This window comes from Gordonia sp. 34D (assembly GCF_056682775.1).
In genome coordinates, this window is sequence record NZ_CM155293.1 from 1,497,549 (window position 1) to 1,518,882 (window position 21,334).

At 63.3% G+C, this 21,334-nt stretch carries 18 protein-coding genes and 2 pseudogenes; 10 read left to right on the forward strand and 10 right to left on the reverse strand.

What is annotated here, in order from left to right; all coding sequences use genetic code 11:
- Positions 1-138 precede the first annotated feature (138 nt).
- Complete coding sequence (katG, locus tag AC1L34_RS06965; RefSeq protein ID WP_039868156.1) at positions 139-2,334, reverse strand: catalase/peroxidase HPI; 2,196 nt, start codon at positions 2,332-2,334, stop codon at positions 139-141.
- Positions 2,335-2,427: 93 nt separating this feature from the next.
- Positions 2,428-2,832, reverse strand: coding sequence for a Fur family transcriptional regulator (locus AC1L34_RS06970; RefSeq protein ID WP_006898181.1), 405 nt, complete (start codon positions 2,830-2,832; stop codon positions 2,428-2,430).
- Between the two features lie 269 nt (positions 2,833-3,101).
- On the opposite strand from AC1L34_RS06970, the gene AC1L34_RS06975 reads away from it, so the two are divergent.
- Genes AC1L34_RS06975 through AC1L34_RS06985 form a run of 3 tightly spaced genes read left to right on the forward strand, consistent with a single transcriptional unit; the run spans position 3,102 to position 5,293 of the window.
- Complete coding sequence (locus tag AC1L34_RS06975; protein ID WP_039868152.1) at positions 3,102-4,067, forward strand: DUF302 domain-containing protein; 966 nt, start codon at positions 3,102-3,104, stop codon at positions 4,065-4,067.
- Entirely contained in the window at positions 4,068-4,619 is a 552-nt protein-coding gene (locus AC1L34_RS06980; RefSeq protein ID WP_006898178.1) for a sigma-70 family RNA polymerase sigma factor, read from the forward strand. It abuts the gene before it with no gap.
- Entirely contained in the window at positions 4,616-5,293 is a 678-nt protein-coding gene (locus tag AC1L34_RS06985) for a zf-HC2 domain-containing protein (RefSeq protein ID WP_081598158.1), read from the forward strand. The genes AC1L34_RS06980 and AC1L34_RS06985 overlap by 4 nt, the downstream gene beginning before the upstream one ends.
- Before the next feature lie 587 nt (positions 5,294-5,880).
- Here the strand turns inward: AC1L34_RS06985 and AC1L34_RS06990 are convergent.
- On the reverse strand, positions 5,881-6,900 hold the full coding sequence (locus AC1L34_RS06990) for a recombinase (protein ID WP_151097328.1): 1,020 nt from the start codon (positions 6,898-6,900) through the stop codon (positions 5,881-5,883).
- A 332-nt stretch (positions 6,901-7,232) separates the two neighbouring features.
- Between AC1L34_RS06990 and AC1L34_RS06995 the strand changes: the two genes are divergently transcribed.
- Positions 7,233-7,886 carry a TetR/AcrR family transcriptional regulator gene (locus AC1L34_RS06995; protein ID WP_101841652.1) on the forward strand — a complete coding sequence of 218 codons (654 nt, stop codon included), beginning with the start codon at positions 7,233-7,235 and terminating at the stop codon, positions 7,884-7,886.
- 5 nt (positions 7,887-7,891) lie between these two features.
- Positions 7,892-8,305: a RidA family protein gene (locus AC1L34_RS07000; RefSeq protein ID WP_006898173.1), complete on the forward strand. Its 414-nt coding sequence runs from the start codon at positions 7,892-7,894 to the stop codon at positions 8,303-8,305.
- A gap of 172 nt (positions 8,306-8,477) precedes the next feature.
- On the opposite strand, the gene AC1L34_RS07005 is transcribed toward AC1L34_RS07000, so the two are convergent.
- Positions 8,478-8,996 carry a hypothetical protein gene (locus AC1L34_RS07005; RefSeq protein WP_143544392.1) on the reverse strand — a complete coding sequence of 173 codons (519 nt, stop codon included), beginning with the start codon at positions 8,994-8,996 and terminating at the stop codon, positions 8,478-8,480.
- Positions 8,997-9,338: 342 nt separating this feature from the next.
- Between AC1L34_RS07005 and AC1L34_RS07010 the strand changes: the two genes are divergently transcribed.
- Positions 9,339-9,611 carry a hypothetical protein gene (locus tag AC1L34_RS07010; protein WP_039868146.1) on the forward strand — a complete coding sequence of 91 codons (273 nt, stop codon included), beginning with the start codon at positions 9,339-9,341 and terminating at the stop codon, positions 9,609-9,611.
- Between the two features lie 950 nt (positions 9,612-10,561).
- Here the strand turns inward: AC1L34_RS07010 and AC1L34_RS07015 are convergent.
- From AC1L34_RS07015 to AC1L34_RS07040, 6 genes are all read right to left on the reverse strand, one after another.
- Positions 10,562-10,894, reverse strand: a complete 333-nt coding sequence (locus tag AC1L34_RS07015; RefSeq protein WP_006898170.1) for a helix-turn-helix domain-containing protein — start codon at positions 10,892-10,894, stop codon at positions 10,562-10,564.
- Complete coding sequence (locus AC1L34_RS07020) at positions 10,891-12,015, reverse strand: tyrosine-type recombinase/integrase (RefSeq protein WP_006898169.1); 1,125 nt, start codon at positions 12,013-12,015, stop codon at positions 10,891-10,893. The genes AC1L34_RS07015 and AC1L34_RS07020 overlap by 4 nt, the downstream gene beginning before the upstream one ends.
- A gap of 176 nt (positions 12,016-12,191) precedes the next feature.
- Entirely contained in the window at positions 12,192-13,358 is a 1,167-nt protein-coding gene (locus AC1L34_RS07025) for a site-specific integrase (RefSeq protein ID WP_039868144.1), read from the reverse strand.
- Positions 13,359-13,566: 208 nt separating this feature from the next.
- Positions 13,567-14,778 (reverse strand): TniQ family protein, encoded by a 1,212-nt coding sequence (locus AC1L34_RS07030; RefSeq protein ID WP_006898167.1) that lies wholly within the window; start codon positions 14,776-14,778, stop codon positions 13,567-13,569.
- A gap of 17 nt (positions 14,779-14,795) precedes the next feature.
- Entirely contained in the window at positions 14,796-15,734 is a 939-nt protein-coding gene (locus tag AC1L34_RS07035; protein ID WP_094610788.1) for a TniB family NTP-binding protein, read from the reverse strand.
- A 4-nt stretch (positions 15,735-15,738) separates the two neighbouring features.
- Positions 15,739-17,418, reverse strand: coding sequence for a Mu transposase C-terminal domain-containing protein (locus AC1L34_RS07040; protein WP_006898165.1), 1,680 nt, complete (start codon positions 17,416-17,418; stop codon positions 15,739-15,741).
- Positions 17,419-17,631: 213 nt separating this feature from the next.
- Here AC1L34_RS07040 and AC1L34_RS07045 point away from each other — a divergent pair, with 213 nt between their 5' ends.
- The 4 genes and pseudogenes from AC1L34_RS07045 to AC1L34_RS07060 all read left to right on the forward strand — a co-directional run bounded on the left by AC1L34_RS07045 (position 17,632) and on the right by AC1L34_RS07060 (position 21,255).
- Positions 17,632-18,729: a hypothetical protein gene (locus tag AC1L34_RS07045; RefSeq protein WP_480035226.1), complete on the forward strand. Its 1,098-nt coding sequence runs from the start codon at positions 17,632-17,634 to the stop codon at positions 18,727-18,729.
- 168 nt (positions 18,730-18,897) lie between these two features.
- Positions 18,898-19,956 (forward strand): annotated as a pseudogene (locus AC1L34_RS07050) (type IIL restriction-modification enzyme MmeI); the annotation flags it as partial.
- Between the two features lie 397 nt (positions 19,957-20,353).
- A pseudogene (locus AC1L34_RS07055) lies at positions 20,354-20,690 on the forward strand (site-specific DNA-methyltransferase); the annotation flags it as partial.
- 220 nt (positions 20,691-20,910) lie between these two features.
- Positions 20,911-21,255, forward strand: a complete 345-nt coding sequence (locus AC1L34_RS07060; protein ID WP_480035227.1) for a hypothetical protein — start codon at positions 20,911-20,913, stop codon at positions 21,253-21,255.
- Positions 21,256-21,334: the final 79 nt, after the last annotated feature.

Genomic DNA, 21,334 nt, shown 5'->3' on the forward strand with positions numbered 1-21,334 from the left:
GGCGAACAACCCAGGATGTAGGGGCGACGAGATCAGCCCACCGAGACTTCGCAACGACGCCGAGGCTCCGACGCTGAACCCATTTCACCCCCGCACCGAGAGTCGGTACGGGGGTGAAGATGGGGTTCGATGGAGAAATCAGGCCAGATCGTAGCGATCGAGCATCATGACCTTGTCCCACGCCGCGACGAAGTCGCGGACGAACTTGTCCTTGGCGTCATCGCAAGCGTAAACCTCTGCGACAGCGCGCAACTCGGAGTTCGAGCCGAAGACCAGATCGTTGCGAGTTCCGGTCCACTTCTTCTCACCGGTAGCGGCATCCTTGGCCTCGTAGATGCCCTCCTCGGCGGCGGGAACCCACTCGGTGCCCATGTCGAGGAGGTTGACGAAGAAGTCGTTGGTGAGCGTGCCGACCTTGTCGGTCAGAACGCCGTGCGTCGACTTCTTGAAGTTCGCACCGAGCACGCGCAGACCACCGACGAGCACGGTCATCTCGGGCGCACTGAGCGAGAGCAGGTTTGCCCGATCGACCAGGTTGAACTCGGCCGGCAGCTTCTGGCCTTTGCCCAGGAAGTTACGGAAACCGTCGACCTTGGGCTCCAGATCGGAGAACGAGTCGACGTCCGTCTTCTCCTGCGTGGCATCCATGCGGCCCGGGGTGAACGGGACCGTGATGTCGACGCCGGCGTTCTTGGCGGCCTGCTCGACGGCTGCGACGCCACCGAGTACCACGAGGTCGGCGAAGGACACAGTTCCGGAGAATGACTGCTGGATTCCTTCGAGAACGCGGATGACCTGTGCGAGCTCGTCGGGCTCGTTGACCTCCCAGCCGGCCTGCGGCTGCAGACGCAGACGGCCACCGTTCGCACCGCCGCGCTTGTCACTGACGCGGAACGACGACGCCGCCGCCCACGCAGCCGAGATCAGCTGATCCTGAGTCAATTCGGATCCGAGGATGGCCTGCTTCAGTTCGGCGATCTGTGCGTCACCGATCAGCTCGTGATCGACGGCCGGGATCGGGTCCTGCCAGAGCAGGGGCTCCGCCGGAACCTCGGGGCCGAGGTAACGCGTGACCGGTCCCATGTCGCGGTGGGTGAGCTTGAACCAGGCCTTCTGGAATTCCTCTGCGAGCTCCTCGGGATGATCGAGCCACCGCCGGGTGATCTGCTCGTAGATCGGGTCGACGCGCATCGCGATGTCGGAGGTGAGCATCGACGGGTGGCGACGCTTGGAGGGATCGGCGGGATCGGGAACGAGGTCCGCGCCCTCGCCGTTCTTCGGGCGCCACTGGTGTGCACCGGCTGGGCTCTTGTAGAGCTCCCACTCGAACCCGTACAGGGTCTCGAGGAACGAGTTGTCCCACTGGGTGGGCGTGGGGGTCCAGATGACCTCGAGGCCACTGGTGATCGCGTCCGCACCGACACCGCTCTGGTAGCTGTTCTTCCAGCCGAGGCCCATCTGTTCGAGGGGAGCGCCTTCCGGCTCGGCACCGATGTGCACCTCGGGATCGGCAGCGCCGTGCGTCTTGCCGAAGGTGTGTCCGCCGATGGCCAACGCGGCGGTCTCGATGTCGTTCATGGCCATGCGGCCGAAGGTCTCGCGAATGTCCAGTGCGGACTGCACCGGATCCGGGTTACCGTTCGGGCCTTCGGGATTGACGTAGATCAGACCCATCTGCACTGCGGCCAGCGGGCCCTCGAGGCTGGTGCGGTCACCGTAGTAGCGCTCGTCGCCCAACCAGGTCTGCTCCGGGCCCCAGTAGATGTCCTCGTCCGGCTCCCAGGCGTCGACGCGTCCGCCGGCGTAGCCGTAGGTCGGCAGGCCCATGGACTCGATGGCGACGTTGCCGGTGAGCACGATCAGGTCGGCCCAGGAGAGCTTGCGGCCGTATTTCTGCTTGATCGGCCAGATCAGCCTGCGGGCCTTGTCCAGGCTCGCGTTGTCGGGCCAGCTGTTCAGAGGCGCGAAGCGCTGCATGCCCGCTCCGGCACCGCCGCGTCCGTCCTGCTTGCGGTACGTGCCCGCTGCGTGCCACGCCATGCGAATGAAGAACGGGCCGTAGTGACCGAAGTCCGCGGGCCACCAGGGCTGCGAGTTCGTCATCAGGGCTTCGATGTCGCGCTTGACCTCAGCGAGATCGAGAGAGTTGAACTCGGCTGCGTAGTCGAAGTCCGGGCCCATGGGGTCGCCGACTGCCGGGTTCTTCTTGAGGATCTTCAGATTCAGGGACTTGGGCCACCACTCGCGGTTGCTTCCGCCTTCGACGGGTGCCGGCATCGAGTCGTGCATGACCGGACACTTGCCACCCGACTCCTGTGGCTGGTCCTGGTTCATCTCTTTTTCGCGTGTTGTGTGGTCCTCGGACACGAGTTTCCCTCCAGAAGATGGTGAATGATCTGATTTCCGCGGCGCTCCCGCGCCGCGACATCAGGGGCTGACGCTGGTGGAGCAGTTCTCGCACAGGCCCCAGTAGATGACCTCTGCCTCGTCGACGACGAAACCAGGGGCCTCCGACGGAGTGAGGCACGGAGCCTCGCCGACGGCGCACTCCACATCGGCGATCGCGCCGCACTTGCGGCACACGAGATGGTGATGATTGTCGCCGATCCTGCTCTCGTACCGGGAGACCGAACCCGACGGCTGAATGCGCCGGACCAGTCCCGCGATGGTCAGAGCGCGGAGCACGTCGTACACGGCCTGGCGCGAGACGTCGGGCAGGGTGGCCCGAACGGCTCCGTAGACGGTGTCGGTGTCGACGTGCGGATGTTCGTGCACCACGTCGAGCACCGCCAGACGGGGGCGGGTGACTCTGAGCGCAGCACTACGCAGCATCTCCGAGTAGTTCGACGATGAGCTCACATCGACCAGTATGCATGACTTTTCTGGAATGAGTCCGGAAACTGAGCGACGGACTGATGTGAGGCGGCGAGCGCAGAGCCAGCGCGTTCCGCGCCGAGTGGCACCGAGATTGCGGGGAGCAATCGCCGGAGGATCTTCGGTTCGGGTGAACCCCTCAGGCTCGGTGTGCGTACACCACAGTGAAGCCCACAGCAGTCGTGGGCCCGAGGACAGGACACGTGATGAACACTTCAAGGTTCCGTATGGCAACGTCGCTCCTGGCGTCGGCGGCGATGATCGCCCTCGCCGGGTGCGGTTCCACCGAACCCACCGGTTCGGTCGCTGTGTCGAGTACTCCGGTGTCCACGTCGGCGGATCCGAGCGCCTCAACACCTGATGCAGCACCGTCCGAACCCGGTCTGGTGGTGTACGCCAGCAACTACTCCGTGAGTGACACGGTCTCTCGGGTCCAGCGCGCGCTCGAGACGGTGGGGACTGTGGCAGCCACTGTGGATTTCGAGAAGTTGGCACAGGGAACAGGTAAGACGATCCGTCCGACCACCGTGGTGATCGGGGGGAATCCGAAGGCGGCGTCGCCGTTGATCACCGCGGATCAACGGGCCGCGATCGACCTTCCACAGAAGTACCTGGTCTGGCAGGCTGCCAACGGGACGGTGTTTCTGGCATACAACTCCGCGGAGTACATCGCGGCGCTCGCTGGTATCCCGGTGTCGTCCGACGCCCTCGACGGACTCCGGGCCGGGTCGGCATCCACCGCGTCCGATGCGACGGGATCCTCGGCGGCCGCTGCAGAGGGCACCGATGTGTCCACAGCGCCGAGATACCTGGTCGAAAAGACCAGTGATGCATCGGTTGCTGCGTCCATCGCTCGATACGAGGCAGCGTTCGCGGCCAAGAATCAGCCCACAGTCGCCACCGTCGATCTCGCGTCCGCCGCTGCCGAGACACCTCTGAGGCCCACCATGGTCACCTACGTCGGTAATCCTGCGGTCTCGACTGCGCTGGTCGGAGCGCAGCAGACCATGGGGATCGACCTCCCCGCCCGATACGTGGCGTGGCAGGACTCCGAAGGGATCGTTCACGTGGCTCATCCCGATATCCGTGTACTCGCTGCTCGGCATTCGATCTCGCCGACCAATCCCGTTCTCGACATGGTCGAGGCCGCCACGACCGGTTTCACCGATGCCGCTTCCGGCTCGGGCAGTTAGGTGGACGGTGTCGAATCCGGCTCACAGCAGAACCATCAGCTCGTCGATGCGTCCGAAGTTGCCATGTCGGCGCTCTTCCGCGAGCACCAGCATGCAGTGACTCGATTCGTCAGCCGCTACACCCAGACCCGCGAGCAGTGCGAGGACATCGTCCAGGAGACGATGTTGCGTGCGTGGCGCGGGATCGACCGCATCGATGTGACAGCAGCATCGACGCGGTCCTATCTCATGACGATCGCGCGAAACGTGCTCACCGATCAGTGGCGGGCGAGCACGAGCAGGCCGACTCTTGTCCACGACCAGATCGCACTCGCTGCCGAGTGCATCGACGACGAATTGGGCGGGGTCCTCGACGGGTGGCTCATAGACGAGTCGCTGCACCGGTTGTCCGAGGAGCATCGAGCGGTCATCGTGCTCATCTACTACGAGGGCCGAACCGTCTCCGAAGTGGCCGCACACCTCGATATCGCGGTCGGCACGGTCAAGTCCCGCTCCTACTACGCTGTACGTGCCCTACGCCGGATCTTCGACGAGTTGGGATTGATTCCATGAGCTCAGCGCACGACGAGATCCGACCACTGCTCGGGGCGTACGTACTCGACGGACTCGAGCGCGACGACCGAGCAGCGGTACGACGACATCTCGACGACTGCCTTGCCTGCCGAACCGAAATCGACGTACTGGCACCCGTCGCGGGTGTGCTTCGACGTCGAAGGCAGCCAGCAGATCTCTCACCGGTGCACTCGACGGCCGGTGCAGACCAGCGACTCGACCACCTGCTGAGCGCGATGAGGCAGCAACGGACCTCCGAGAAGAGGCGGCGGCGAGTGTGGACTGCGGTGTCGGCGACCCTCGTTCTGGGAGTCGCTGCGGCGATCGTCCCGCTCAGTAGCCTCGCCCGCTCCGACGATTCGACAACGGTGAACGATGCGGGAGCCCGCCCGCTCGTTCTGTCGAGCACCATCGGGGCCACAGGTGAGCTCGAGCTCACCACGAAAGCCTGGGGCACATCGATCGACGTCGACGTCCAACAACTCCCCGACGCAGGCGTCCTCACTCTCCAGGTGGTCGGCAACGACGGGGCTCGACAGCAAGCAGCTCAATGGTCGGTCACCGCGAGCCGAGCAGCAGCGGTGACCGGCGCGACGTCCCTTTCTGTCGAGGACATCCACTCGATCGTGATCGACGATCCGGCGGGCAACACGATCGCGCGGGCCTCTCGCTGAGACCGAGTCGTCACCGACACGGGCCAGGTTTGGATGCGGTGCCTCGAACCGCATGTTGGTCGAACGGCCGGCCGAGTGGCTGGACCGCAGTCGAAGGAGGTCGGGGCGCTCACGACGTACCCCGGATCGAAGTCCGAGTCCGACCTGCGACATCGAGCGATCACACCAGTCTCCTCGTCTCACCAGAACCAATCGACCCGCAGCCCACTGTCGGGTGTCCCACAGAAAATTACGGATATCGACGACACGTACGTCGCAGGATCCGAGACCCCTAGCTATCCGAGGCGACCCAGCGAGCATCGGATGTATACACGGTCAGATGTACCCCATGGGTATGTGCTGATATCACCCTCAGGGGCTCATACTCGTAGTCGTTTGCGATGACTGTGACGACAATTGGACGCGCCTTCGGTCGTCTCGTCGTTTCGGCGGTCGGGTATCGAAGACGGTGCTGCCATCGACCCAAGGGCACCCACTCATCGACGTAGACATCGAGCCGGTGACGGAAGTCGACATCTGTGTCCATGGGTCGACAGCACACCGACAGTGCAATCAGTCCGCCGATGCCAGTTGCCCGAGAGACAGCATCAACAGTCGCCGCGATCCCATCCGTCGTGTTCGTCGAGAATGTCGACGAGAGTGCGCAAAAGATCGTCGACGCGGTCATTGATGTCGTCGAACCGATCGTCGAGCTCGGCGAGGCGGATGTGTGCGTCGCGCCGGGCACGAATCCCGTGCTCGTAGTAGGCATTGTCCAGAACGAAGCCCGATCGACCTGGTTCTGCTCCTTGTAGAACAGCACTGTCGGGGTCGTTCGTCGTCCACAGGGTGCGCGGTCGATGCGCAGCCGGCCGACCGTTCAGGTGAGCGCGCGTCAGTGCGGACAGCGACTGCACTGTGAGCGGTTCCGGCGTCCAGGGTGTGTAGCCCCAGCGGTCGATACGAACCACAAGCGGCTCCTCCGCGTGCTGCGCTGTCACCACCGGAGACTCAGACATCGAAGGTGAGCGATCGGGGTCGAGAAATTCACGGAGCATCGAGATACTCGCGGAGCGATCGAACATCGACTGAAGTTGCGCCCAGCGCCGGTACACCGACACCGGACCGGACTCACCGTAACTGCCGAGCATGGTCGGGGTGACCCGGTGCAGGCCGGAAACGATCAGGTCCGGCCCTGCGACCTCGATGTCGCCGCGGCGCAGAGTGCTGATGTCACGGTAAGTCAGTCCGGCAGAAACCAAGGTGAGTATCAGTGCATCACGTCGCCCGAACAGCCCGTATGGCCATCCAGACGACAGAATGCCGTCGATGATCGATGCAGCGCAGCCACGGATTTCGGTGAGACGTTCCCGGCGGCGCTCTGCGAGAGCGAGCCGAATGGGGACCGAGCGACCGGGTTCGGCCATACCGCGACTGCGGTGGGCAGCGTTGACAGCCGATACTCGACGACGCTGCGTGGCGACTGCGGCAGGGTGGTGGTCAAGAAACTCTGCCAGTGTGGACGGTGTAGCAGGCAGCGACGACCGGTCGCTGGCAGCGCACCAGTCGCAGAACAATGCCCATGTGTGTTCTGCGGAGCGGCCGAGACCCGAGATGCCATAAGCCACCGAGCCGAACGTAATTCCGTTCGATTGACTGGCGGAGTGTCGATATTCAAAGTTGCAGTGTTCGGAAACGGTGACACTTCCTCCCCGGTTTGGCTGTTACAACAGTTTAGGCACCGCTCGCCCAGCCTTGGTGACGTCGAGCCGAGGTGGACGCCCCCGTAGCCCAAGCATCTTCAGATCTGCCCGCCGTCTGTCAGCGGGCGCGAAACCGTTCCGTACGAGCCCGTCCATTCGCACCGTCACGTCAATCGGAGGCTCGTTTGCGGCGGTGGACGTGATCGAAGGCGGATGTTGAACCGGCTAGCCATACCGTATTGTGATACGGTATGGCTATGAGCGAAGCCGCAGTGCGCAACCGACGAGCAGGTGGCCCCAAGCGTCTCCTCGTGCTCGATCAGGTGATATCGACTATGGCGGTCCGCGGATACAGCGGCACCAGGTACGCAGATATCTCCGAGGCCTCCGGTATCGCAGTAAGCACCTTGCAGGGCTACTTCGGATCTCGCGAGGACATGTTGATCGAAGCTTTCCAACGCGCCACTTCCGTTGCCGTTGAAGCCATGCGCGAATTCACGGCGCAATTCGATGACCCATGGAAACAACTGGTGGCGATGGTGGACCGTGGCCTTGCAACGGATGTTCCGACCTGGCGGATGCTCATGGAATTCTGGACGGCAGCCGCCCACGACACCGAACTCCGGCAGCACGCCACAGCATTGGCGACCCAGTACCGAGAACCCTTCGCGGACGCTGTTCGTCGAGGAGTGGAGAGCGGTCAATTCGACCCGCGCTTCGATGTCGAGTCCATCGTCGAAGTCGCAGTGGCAAACATCGTCGGCGTGCTGTACCCAACGGTACTCGGCCACCTGCCTCTTCCTGCAACGAATTACCGCGACGTAGTCATCTCCCAGTTGGCGTACGTCCTCCAAGTTGATACCCACGAAACTTCCGGCAACCCGCCGGCGCTCGGCGAACAAGAAGGGTGACACCCATGTCCCACTCAGTCATCAACCCCAGTGAGCTCCACGACCCAATTCCCTACGGCTACAGTCACACTGCGGCAGTGCCGGCCGGTACTGGCCTAGTGTTCGTCTCCGGTCAGTACGGATCCGGAAAGGACGGCATGGTCGTCTCTGCCGACTTCGCCGGCCAAGTGAAACAAGCATTCGCCAACCTCGGCGTGGCCCTGGCTTCGCACGGGCTCGACCACAGCAACATCGTCCAACTCAGAACCTACGTCGTCGGCCCGGATTTCGAGAAGCTCGGAATCATCGGAAGTGTTGTCCATGACAGCTGCGGGGAGCTGCCACCGACACAGACCGTAATCGGTGTGTCGGGTTTGGCCATGCCCGACATTCTGTTCGAGGTCGAAGCAGTCGCTTCCTACCCAAGCGCCGAATCGTAGACGCAACCCCATTTGGGGGCCACCGGCGACGTAACCTGCCCACTCGTCGGTGTATCCGAAAACAGGGACAGGTAGTCGAGACCCGATGCCCGGATCGAACCTGGTCGAAATGCTCGATGGTAGGACCTTGAATGTGTTGTGTAAGTGCACATTCACTGTTTCAGCTTGGCGTTCATGATTCGTCTTGTTGCTCTTCGGAACGAGCGAGCAGGTAGTCGGCCCAGTCTCGTCGTGTTCGACTGGACCATTTGGTGGCTGTAGATATGTTGACGCCGAGTAGGTCAGCGGCGATCGGGGCAGGGATGTCGCGGGCCCAGGCCGAGCGAGCCGAGTGGCGGGCAGGAAGCGGTTCGATCCCGTGGTGGCGGAGTTTGCGTGCGAGGACAGCAGACGCCATTGGCCTGCCCGGGGACCTTCCCGGAAACAGAAATCGGGTTGCGAGTTCGGTCTGGTAGAAGGTTTCGCGACCGACTCTGTTGTCTCGCAGGGTGGTCAGGAGTGCGGCCAGTGCAGGTGGCACCAAGGCGGGGCCTTCGTCGAAACGCAGGTAGGTCTCCTGGTCGACGACGTCGATGCGGCCACAGGTCAGCGTAGCGATGCTGGTGGTTGTGCGGCCGTAAAGCAGGACGAGCGCACCCGTGACTCGGACGTCGAGAGGCAGTTCGTCGTCGTGAAGACACCTGTCGAGCATGTCCCACCGGTCTTCTTCGGTGAGCAAGTTCGACGGGTCGGCGCTCGGCCTTTGGGGCACCGTCAGGTCGGAGCATAGCTTCCTTCCTTTCGACCATTCTATGAATGTGGTTACGAAGTAACGGTATTCGCTGCCACCGTCGAGCCAAACATCGATGTCGGCTTGATCGGTCGTGGGCAGTGTCTTGCCGCGTTCATCGAGCCAGGTCAGGAATTCGAGACTGATTGCGATTTGGCTCCGAACGTAAGTGGCAGCGCTGACCGTGACGGGCCGTCGGTTGGATCGTCGGCGAGCACGCCGCAGAACGTGCCAGGTGGCGAATGGTCGCACGAGTGCGATGTGATGAGCGGGCCGTTCACCGAGGGCATGCTCGAGCCACTGTTCGATTCGCTCGAGCAACTCGTCGCGCTCCGCGAGAATTCCCGCGTGGACGAGCAGATCACGCAGTCGGTGCAAAGCATAGCTCGGCGGGCACTGGTCGAGCAGTTCATGGCTCAGGGACTCGTGGTGGGCTCGTTGAGCGAGCTCGTGAAGCAACTTCGCACCGCCGGCGCGTCGATGAAGCCAGCGCATCATCGAAGACGGATTGGGGACGTGGGCGAAGACGGCAATTAACGGAACAAGTTGCTCGGCAATGCCGTGTTCCGGGTGACTGAGGACGATGCGGAGCTTTGCCTCGAGTGCGTCGTGGGCGGTTTCGTGTTGTCGCCGGCGTACTCGTGTCGGGGATTCGGTGAGCTGGGGTTCGAGGACATGGCCGTCGTCGCGGCAGCGAAGACATACCGGTTGTTGGGCATCCGGATGTGCTGGATGCGCCGCACCGCAGATCACGCATGGGTGTCGTGGTCGGGTGAGGCAGCGGTTGCAGAGATCAGGTTCGGTGCCTCGGGCGGTGCGGTCGATTCCCCTGACTTCGCCGCACCCACCGCAGCGGCGCTTGGGCCGGGTGTAGCAGCTTTTGCAGATCGGGCCGTCGTCGGTGTGGGCGTATGTGGGCGCGTCCTCCCCGCACCGGATGCAGGTGCAGTGCGGAGTGCGGTAGCAATTCGGACACAATGCGGCGCCGTCGCTCCGCCGCGCCTTGATCGCCAACACTCGCCCACATTGTCCGCATGGCCCCCTCTTGCGGGGGACGCATGAGCTGCACAGTGGTCTGCCGTGGTCGTCGCGTTTGGCGATCGACCGATCCTTGCCGCAGCGACTGCACGGCGCGCAGTGGAAATATCGTCGGCAGTTGTCGCAGACACGACCTCCGTCGACTATGTGGTGCAGGATCTTTGGGGCCTTGCATCGTAGGCAACTGGGAATCGTGACCGTGGTGTGTCCGGCCGCGACGAGTAGCGCGGCCAGTCGCTGCACTGCCACTGGGGTGTTCGATGATCCCGACGTCAGCGCATCGGGATGCCGCGCAAGGTGCGCTTCCAACGGTCTCAGTGTTGAGTCGACTACCGCTTCGGCAACGAATTCCATTGCGGCGCAGAGGCTGAGGTCAGGAACACTGTTTCTGACGTGATGGGCGGCTCGCTCGAGCACGATTTGGCGTGGCTCGACTCCCGGCCGTCGGCTCATGTCGTCTCTGGTCGGCGGATGGTGGTGCGTCGTGCCCGTGGCGGGGCTGGGTGCTCACCCGTACTGCCGTTGCTCGTCTTCTTGATAGCAGTGTTGACGACGTCGATCTCGATGAGGTCGTTCGGTGTGCACCCGAGGATGTCGCACAACGCGGCGAGGGTGTCCATCGACAACCGTTGCGGCGGTGCGGTGACGAGCCGGTAGACCTGTTCGCGGGAGAGGTGAATCCCGCGCTCGGCGAGCAGCGGGCCCAGCTCGGTGGTCTGGAACATCTCATGGTCGGCCATCAGGCGTCGCAGGTTCCAGCGGTAGCCCATCTTCTTGATCATGGCGCTCCCTTCCATAAAGTGTCGCGGCTCTGCAGCGCTCGGCGTATTAGTCGGGTTCGGTACTCGTCGGATACACCGGTATAGATCGCGGTCGTCGAGGCGTATCGGTGACCGACCTGTTCGGAGACGAACCGTTCTGGGTAGTCGAACTCCACCAGATGCGTGACGTACGAATGCCGCAGACAGTGCAGGTCGAGTTCGACCGGCAACCCCGCCGCCTGACGCACTTGCTCGAAGGCATCGTTGATGCTGCGCAGTGACATTCGACCGGCGCGCTCGCTGACCCAGAGCGCGGTCAGCGCGCCCGGCTTCATCAATGGCCGAACCTCCTCGACCCAGTGGTCGAGCACATCGACGATCCAATCCATCTCCGGAACCGTCAACACGGTGCGCCGCTTCGGCGGGCTTCCCTTCGATGCCTTCCCCCACCGCACGAACCAAGCACCGTACTGGCCGTACTGCGCTGCTTTCGGTGCGCGGCGTCGGTCGGAGAGATCTAACCCGCGGGCCTCTCGACGGCGCAGTCCGTAGGCGTAGACGGTCTTGAGCAGGGCGGCGTCGCGTAACGCTGTCAACGAACCTTTGCGGCCCAGCTTGCGGATCTGCTCGACGCGGCCGTCCGCGGCATCGAACAAGGTCTGCACTTCGTCGTAGGTCAGCGGCCGCCTCCCCGGTCCGCCCTCGAAATCTGCAGCATGCGCGATCGTGTTTCCCTCGTGAAAAACCTGTTGCGGCACAACCGAAAACCGATCCCAGCACTGCGCAGGCCAACCGTAGCGGCTGTCGGTGACGTACTCCATGAACAAGCAAATCGACATCTCGTACGACCGGGCGGTCGACACCACGATCGGCTTACGCCGGACCGAGGACCGCAGATGCACGATGAAATCTTCACCGTCCGCCGGTTCCCATTGCCACGGATACGAATTGGTGAACTCGGCCATCCGACGCACCAGCGACAAACGCGGCGCGATCGTCCCCTCGTCACTGAGAAACCGCGTTCGTTGCTGACGTTCCCACCCCGCCAGCATCGCTTCGAACACTGCCTGTTCGGGCTCGAGATGCACTACCCCGTCGGTCAACACCAGATGCGCCGCACCCGGAATCTCAGTCTCGCCCATGCGTTGCATTAAACACAACAATGTTGAATCAAGTCTAGTCTGACTGCCGTCGCCGCAGGTCAGGCGAGACGGAAAGCCGGCAACGGATAGGATGACACCGCGGTCAACGTCCAGGTCGCATCAGCTTATGCGGTGGAACGCAGTTGCATCGGACGCAATTCCGCCTAGTTCCGGTTTCATAGTCCGAGGTCGGTGACGGCGTTGCCGAGCATGGGTGCGTGCTCACGGGCGTAGATTTCGACCATCCCAGGGGTCGTGTGGCCGGTCTGGCGCATGATGGCGTGGGCGTCTGCGCCGTTGCGGAATGCTTGGGTGACGAATCCTGCCCGCAACGAATGCCCACCCAACTGTGTGACCGTCTCGGGGTCGAAGCCGGCGCGAGCGGCGCGGCGACGGATCGCGGCGTGCACCGCAGCCCCGGAGAGCGCAGTGTCGGAGAGGTTGCCATTCTTGCGGACCGATCGGAACAGCGGCGAAGATTTGTCGGCGGCGGGCAATGCTCCCCGGCACACATGAGAGTCGAATGGTGTTGCACGGGAAAGTAACCGAATGACGGCGACTCTGCCGCCGGTGTCGAACGCGGCGACGAGCTGCAGCCATCGCACCCACGCGCACACCGGGCATGACTCGTGGCGGTTGGTGAACGGTAGTGCTTTCACTGCTCCGGTGCCGGCCTGGTCGGTCTTGGACTTCCGGATCTGTACGTGCGCGCCGTCGAGACGGTCGCGGCGGACATCGCGGCATTCGAGCGCTACGAGTTCACTGCGACGAAACGCGCCGGTGAAGCCCATCAGCAGCAGCGCGGTGTCGCGGCGCTCGAGCACCTCGGACGCCCACCCGACAGCACTGCGGCGCGCGTGGTCGACGATCGTGGTGATGTCGGAGGTCAGCAGCGGTGCCCGCGGGTTGCGGGGCCGCTCCCCCGCCGACGCATAATCCCGACGAACACCTGCCAGAGTCGCTTTCACCATTTCGTGTCCGCACGGGTTGTCGTAGCCGGCGCTGCGGTGGCGGTCGGCGATCGCTGCAATCCATTTGCCGAATGTCGCAGGCGCATACGCCCGCGTGCCGTCGACGGTGAGTGTGTCGGCCGCGGCGACGAGATACGCGGCCACCACGGCGGGATGCGCCGGCAACGCGGCATGTCCGGTGGCGGTGCACCAGGTCTCGAAGCCTCGCCACGCCGAGCTGTAAGCCCGGCGGGTACCGGCGGACCGCGATGCAGCCATCGACCGCTCTATCCGGGCGGCAACCTCGGGCGTCAGATCCGGAAACACCGCTGCGCCACACGACACGACAGCTGGGACAGTGTTCGGGCCGTCTGCTGGCTGGCGTTCTGTCATGGAAAGGACTGTAGCGGGCAGCTCCGACACATTTTCTGGATCCAAAACCACGCTCAGCTGGTGGTTTGTGGGTCTACGGTGCGGGAAGGAAAATTCTCGTCGGTCACCGCACAAATAACGTTGGTGACTGTGACACCGCCGCCAAAACGGGCCTTGTCGGCCATCGCCGCGTGTGCGTCGCGGACGACCCCGCTCCATCGGGCGAGAACTACGTCGGCGGATGTTGCAGCGGGATCCCGTGGTCGACGAACAGTCGCACCGTCTCATCCAGCTCCGCTGCGGTGCGGCACCCCCAGCGCAGGAAGTTGTACAACGAACTGGCGGATGCGGGATCGACGCGCGCTGCCTCGATGGCGGCCTCGGCTGCAGCGTGCGCGTCAGCCCATAAATCGCGCTCGGGTGCGGGATAGGACGAGCGCGTCGGAGGTGTCCCGGGATCGACCGGCTCATAGGGTCGTGGGCGCAGCAGAGATGCGTGCGCACCGCCGGCATTGATCTCACCGCTCTCGACCATCGCGATGCCGATCGCTGCGGCCTCGAGGACTTTCGCCTGCTCGTCCCAGTGCAGGTCCTCGAACGGAACCCACGCGGTCCGCAACGGGCGAGAACGACCGGCGGCCCTCCATATCGCAACGAGTCTCGTCGCCCACCGTCCGGTGCGAACCAGTGGCGAGGACACTTCGTCGACGACGGTGCGCAGAAGCCGGAACCACACTGCGGCATGTACCCGGCCTGAGCCGAGTTCCACCCATCCCGTCGTCAGAGCCTCGGTGCTGCGCCGATCGAGGTCCGTGACCGCTGAAGAAACCGGAACGGGCGAGACCCGTTCGTCCGAACCGAACCGGACCTGATCCCAGAAGATCGCATGACCAGGGAAAGCAGAGCAGGGTTCGAGTCGACAACGGTGGTCGAGGCAGCTGCTCAGCACCGGATATTGACGCAGCAGAGTCATGTTGATATCAGCAGTGGATTCGAGGCTGTCGACACATGCCGGGCATGCCCGACTGCGCGGAGTGCTAGCCCACGGCAACCATGCCTCGCTCGTGGGTGTGCGGCGTCGTCGATCCTCCCTCGCGAGGTCGGCCGGTAGCAGGATCGAAAATTGGTGGACGTAGGTGTCGAAGTCGCAGTCGGCGGGGTCGGTGCTGTCGAGCAGCCACGGTGTCCACCCCGCCAACGTCATCATCCGTACCCTCTCTACCGGAACTGCGCCGCGAACGGCCAGCTCGGCAAGTATCGGCTCCGGTGTGTAGCGGTCGAGATCCTCGACAGCACAATCGATATCGAGGTCTGCGAGCAGGTCAGAAGGCCTGATGTGCGGATACAGCTCGCATATCCGGGCCAACCAGGACGAGAGGGCCTCACCTGGCAGTGGCTGCGGGTGCAGCGGCCACGGGCGAACGTACGCATCATCGGGCATAGGTGCGAGCCGCGCGTTCATGCGAGGTGGCGCTCGAACTGGCGGCGGCGCTCCGTGGGGCCGACGTACGGAGTGCGCGTGAGCACCGATGAGGTGATCGCTTCCTCTCCGCTGTCGACGGCGGTCACTGCTGCGGCAGTGAGCAGCGTTGTCAGTTCACCGATGGTGCCCTCGGAGCGAGTGAGGAGGTAGTCGGTCATCTCCGGTGATGTCAGGTGCGAGGGTTTGCGGAGGGGGAAGCTCGTGGTGAAGCTGGCCAGCAGTGATCTGGCGTCGGCCGTGTTGGTCCAGACCGGCAAAGTCATGGGGTGGAATCGGTTCTCCAGCTGAGGATCGGTCCGGATGGCGAGGTAGGCGTCGCGGGTTCCGACGGCGACAAGAGGAATGCGTAGTTCGTTGCCCAGGAATCGCAGCACGTTCAAGAATTCGCGGCGGACGTTGTCGCGGCCGGCGAGAACATTGTGGAGCTCGTCGATGATCAACATCCGTACGCCGGTGGCGCGGAGCAGCATCAATGCTTGCTGTTCGAGTTCGTGGACCCGATTGCGTGGTCGGGTCGGTGTTCCCAACGCTGTGAGCAGTGCGAGGTAGAACCGGCCAGGTGACGGGTCCGGGGGCATCTGCATGCACAACACCGGTATCTGCTCGCGGTCGGACAAGCTGATCGGCGGATGAGTGCGCCGGAACTTTTCGATGATCATCGACTTGCCGTTGTTCGTCGGACCGAGCAACAGTAGGTTCGGCATACGCTGCCGGTCCGGCCACGACAGCAACGTCTCCAGATGGTCGATGACCGTACGAGCCTGCGGATACCCGATCCACCTCTCCGACCGGATCAACCGGATCCGCTCCGCATCGTCGAGTACGGTGAGCGGTCGAACCGACTCCCGCAGGTGCCCCAAACCCTCGCCGGACGACTCGGTGGGTTCGTCGCTGCTTCCCATCGATGCGGTCATCGCCTCACCATTCCTCGATGTCGCTGAAGACCGGCGTTGCGGTGCCGCCGTCCGCTCGAGGCTCCTCCGGCGGGTGAATCGCCGGGATCGGTGCAGACGCGACGCCGGTGAGATGCATACGGCGGGCACGGTTGCGCCGGGCTTTGCGGGTAGCTTTCTGCGAGCGGTCGGTGACCTCGCGCATCTGCTCGATCATCGAAAACAGTGCGCTCTCATCGACGTTCGACCGACCTTGTTCGCGGAGACGAGTGATAGCAGCTCTGTGCTCCCACAGTGTCACCGCGGGATGTGACATCGTCCGATACGGCACCTCGACATAGCCGGCACCCTCTGGTTCGAGGACCCAGATTCTGCTCAAATCGCGTGGGTCACGTCGTATCACGAACCGCCCCAAATCCTCTCGCCGCGCAACCCACGGTTTGAGCGCGTTCGAGAAGTAGTGCACGTGATCGAGAACGAAGCCCGTGCGCGTCAGACGTCGCCGGATGACGGGAAGAAAGTCCACCAGGAACGCGGTTTCGCCGAGCACCACACGAGGGGCATGACCAACTGCGGCGACCGCGCCGGCCCACACGGCGGCCGGAGTGTTCCCGATCCCTGTGTGAACGCTCGCGTGATACGAGGCTATGGCCAGGACCAGCCAGCGCTCCAACTCACGCAATGTCAACGCCGCGTGCTTGTCCGAGTCGTAACTTCCTCGGTCCGCGGGGTTCGAGAAGGTGGTCCCAGGCAGCTCGTGCACCGCCGTCATCGCCGTTCCGATGATGCGTTCGACGATCCCGCCGTAGTGCGGTCGGCCCGGAGGACGGTATTCGAGTGTGATCGCGTGCTGGGCGCATCCGCGACGCAGCGCTTCGCTTTTGAACTCGGAGGCGTTGTCGAGATACAACTGTTTCGGCTTCCCTGCCATCGGCCAGTGCACCTGCTCCGCGAACTCGCATGCCTCCAGCCATGTCTGTTTCTCGCAGCACACGCGGCCCAGGCACAACCCGACCGATATCGACGACGGCGGCTCCAGAGTGACGACGAACCCAAGTACGGAACGGCTGAAGACATCGATGGCGATCGTCAGGTAGGGGCGGCCGATCGGTTGCCGCTCGTACTCGTCAACGACCATCAGATCGACGACGGTGTGGTCGATCTGGACCTGATCGAGAATCCCCGACACCGTCGGTGGACTGTCGCCGGCGGACTGACGTGGGCGGGCGGCATCGGGTCCTCCGCGTGACCTGGCCACCGATGCCGGATGGAGCGCGGCGATACGCGCGGTGACGGTATTTCTGGCCGGCACAGGCAGACCCGCGCGGTGGCACGCCAACGCGATACGTCGATGCAGCGCAGCGACACTGAGCTTCTGACGGTGAAGAAAATATCGGGTGAGATGATCGCCGATCACGTCCTCGACCTCGGCCGTTACTCGGCTGCGGCCACGCCCACCCGACGAGACCTTCGTCAGAAGATCGGTGACTGTCCCCGTCCCGTTCCTGAGCCTGCCGACCAACGTGTAGACCTGCCGCCTGGACAATCCCAACCGCTGCGCGGCATCGTCGACCGCTTCCGAACGCACCGGATGCATCTCCAGCAAGGGAGCCAGGACAGCGAAACGGGTCTCGGCCTGGGACCACCGCTCCCCCGACGCGGTCAGCACACCGGTCTCCACGACGTCGAGCTTGTCAGGGTCCATCACAAGCCTCCCTGTCACCGAGAGCCGAACGTGCGACCGTGCACCGCACTTCTGACATCAGGATGTCAGAAGACCACTGCACTCACCCTCGAAACACCTGCAAAGAGTGCAGCCGTCTTCTGAAATTGACAGGCCGGCCGCTCGGAGCGTGTCTCGCTGACCGACCGGCTTGCGGACAGCGACTTGTCGGACGTCGTGGCTAATGTCAACGGCATGAGCACCGCAGAGCAGGCCCAGCGCTGGCAGCACGTCCTCGACCAGGCCACCGTTCCGTTCGAGATGACGATCAACGCCATGCGCAGCGGAGGGATGGAGTCGTTCCCGCACGGGCAGGCCGTCGAGTTGGCCACGGCAACGATGTCCTCTCCAATCCTTGGTCACTGGGACGTCGCCGAGCCCGCGCTGGGCTCGCACCTGCGCGCGGTGATCGAACCGGTCGTCGATGCTGTGCGCGCCATCGACCCGGCCGACCTGAGCCTGGACCAGATCACAGGAGTACTCGACATGGCGAAAGAGGCGCGGCAGCGGCTTTACGAGGGCGTCGAGGATACCGAGACCGCAGAGGAGGTCGTGAGCGAGATGATCAGCGACCTCAAGGCCATGGTGGTGACCGCGCGGCTGGGCCACCACGGGGTCATGGAGCTGCTGGGTAAGCAGTGGGACGAGCGGGTCACCGACTTCCGCAAGGACCGGGTCGGCGCGACGCCGCAGCACTTCGACGTGATGGTGTTCCAGAGCACCGACGAGGAATCGGCGACGACGATCCCCTTCTCGGAACTGCTGGCGGCAGTGCACCCAGGTGTCGCGGGCATGCAGGAGTACATGGAGCAGTTCGAGGTCGAGACTCAGACGCCGACCCAGAGCCAGCTGGCCGGCCGGTGGGTCGTCACCTTCTTCACCGAATGGGAGCTGAACTACCGGCACCGTCTCGCGCAGATCCACGGCTGCCCGGACCGCGCAGTGCGCTCGACGCTGATGCGGGACCTGGGGTTCATGCGCAATGACTACGCCCACAATCGCGGCATCGCCAGCTCCAAGCAGAAGAAGTGTAAGCGACTCAAGTGGTTCGAGCCGGGCCAGCGGATGCAGCCGCTGCAGCAGCACTACCAGCAGCTGTTCGAGGAGTTCGAGAAGGAGCGCGAGGCGCTGGCCGCCGCACCGGCTCCGTACAAGTCGAACAAGGTCGAGCTGAGAGGGAACGTGCCGCAGGAGCTGGTGGACAGCTTCAACGCCGTGGCCGCCGAGCTGAGCGTGGGCAACGACGAGGCACTGGCCGCGGCGGTGGCGGCCTGGTGTGAGGCGAACGAGTAGACCTGGACTTGGGCTGGTCGGATTACCCACGAGCCAAGCGATCTGGTCTTCCGAGGAACCCCTGTCCACAACTGAGGCCTTCCTACGTCGAGTTCCGGACGCAGTGGGAAGATACGTCAAGTCGACTGGACGAGTTACCGGTCTGCAACTGACGAAGGGACCCCAGGCGTGGCAAGGCTGAATCTGAAAGCGGTCGAGGAGCGGGTCGCTCCGCTCGCGCGGCGCGAGTCATACGACCGCGAGTTCATCTTCGACCTACTCCTGGCCTACGGGAAGCCGAAGGGGAACGTCACCCGGCTGCGTAACGGGTCGCTCAACGTCGCCGTCGACAAGGATCGCGAAGTCGCGCAGAAGAATGTCGTCTACTTCCGCGAGACGGACCGCGAGCCGTTGGCTGACGTCGAGGAGCTGCGGACATCACCGGACGTCGTTCGGTACAACCCCCGGTTCGTCATCGCCACCGACTACGACGAGCTGGTCGCGGTCGACATGAAGACCGGCGAGAACAAGGTCTTCCCGATCCGCGACATCGACAAGCACTTCACCTTCTTCCTTCCCTGGGCCGGGATGGAGAAGGCGCAGTACACCTCCGAGGCTCACGCCGACGTCAAGGCTGCCGAGCGCATGGGAAAGCTGTTCGACGAGCTGTTGCAGGCGAACCCGGACCTCATCGATGAGCAGCATGGCCGCCATGCGCTGAACGTGTTCTTCACCCGACTCCTGTTCTGCTTCTTCGCTGAGGACACCGGGATCTTCGACGACGGCCAGTTCACCACCGCGGTGGGGTCGCACACCCAGGCCGACGGGTCAGACGTGCAGGAGTTCCTGACAGATCTGTTCAACGCCCTGGACGCCGAGAGGCCCGAGGACAAGGCAAGCTACTTGTCCGCGTTCCCGTACGTCAACGGCCGACTTTTCGAGGTCACCAGTCAGCATGTGGTGCCAGCGTTCACCAAGACCGCCCGTGGACTGCTGCTCGACCTGGGTGCGCTGGACTGGAGTGAGATCAACCCTGACATCTTCGGCTCGATGTTCCAGGCGATCGTCACCCCGGGCAAGCGGTCCGACCTCGGGCAGCACTACACGTCGGTGCCGAACATCCTCAAGACGATCGAACCGCTGTTCCTCGACGAGCTCAAGGAGGAGCTCGACGCGGGCTTCAAGAGCGTCGGCAGGCTGGAGAAGCTGCTGGATCGAATCGGCGCGATCAAAGTCTTTGACCCCGCGTTTATGCGCAAATCACGTGTCTCATGAGCCAGTAAATGCACTGGGAGGCATGAGCTCGCCGGGGCCGCCGGTCACGAGTAGTCACTCCAGACATCGTTAGTCTCCAGTAGCCCAAAACCACTGTGCGCACCTGAGCCAGGACTCGACCTGAGGGCAGATGACATAAAGTACACACCGTGTCCCTGTTACCGCTGCCCGAGCTGCGGGCGCAAGACGATTTCGGGGCTAGGTCCCAGTAGCGGCAGACTCAAAAATGACGACCGGATCGCGACCATCGCCGGTTTAATCGATTACCGCACAGCCACTTAGCGTTACGTTCGATTGTCCACTACGGACGACGATCGCTCACATACTGCAGTCTACGAACAGTTCAAACGCAAGTACCAATTGGGAGACAATGACGCGAAAGCAGCTTCTGGAGCTGACCTGGGTCAACAAGGACAAAGCCCTGATCCCCACAGTGGCCGGTCGGTACGGGTATCGCTGGGTCAACCCCCGCGACCCTCGATACTGCGAAACGCACCCTGGTTTTTGACGACTTCGTTGAAATGCCCCAGTCGGGGACTGACCCCCAAACGGTCTACTCCGAGCAAGCAAACCTAGAGCCCACCACGGACAACCTGATGATCACAGGGGAGTCCGGTGATGTTCTGGAAGCGCTGACCCGCGTACCCGAGCTTGCGGACCAGTACGTTGGCGAGGTCAAGCTCATCTACATCGATTCCCCGTTCAATAAAAATCACTGGGCGTGCAACGACGCGTTTAAGCCCATGGGCCTGGCCCAGATCTACGGCTCCGCCATCGGGTTTAACGACGAGGCAGGAACCCGGATGCACACCGTTGTGGACAAGATCGCCGTGCGCGACCGGAACGGCATGGTCTACGACTCCCGCGATATGGAGATGGTGCATCGGAAGTGCGCTGAGGCCGTGTAGCGAGCGCACGGTTGTCAGGATGTCCGACCATGGCGATACCCTCGCCGCCTTCATTCTCTACACGCTGGCACTCGTTTCGCAGCTTTACGGTGGTTTTCTTGTAGTCCGCCAGGTGGTCAGAACACAGGTAAGTGTGCGGCGGTTCAAGCGAGACTTCGACGCTGCCGATGCGGCACGAAGAACCCACCGCTCAACCATGGCAGAGTCCAAGCGAAGCTATGAGAGGAAAACCTCTTCGTATCCAGCAGCTCTAGCGATCCAGCATCATTCTGGTTTGAGAGCGATCGACACCGCCATGCGCCAGATATCGGCACCGGAAACTCTGGATCATCTTGCAGACATCGGCCCAGCGTCGGCGGATTAGCGGCACGCCATGCGCAACCTTCTAAGCCGTGAGTTTCCCACTCAGGCAGGGAAGCTGACAGGGCCGTGGCTGGGCGTTG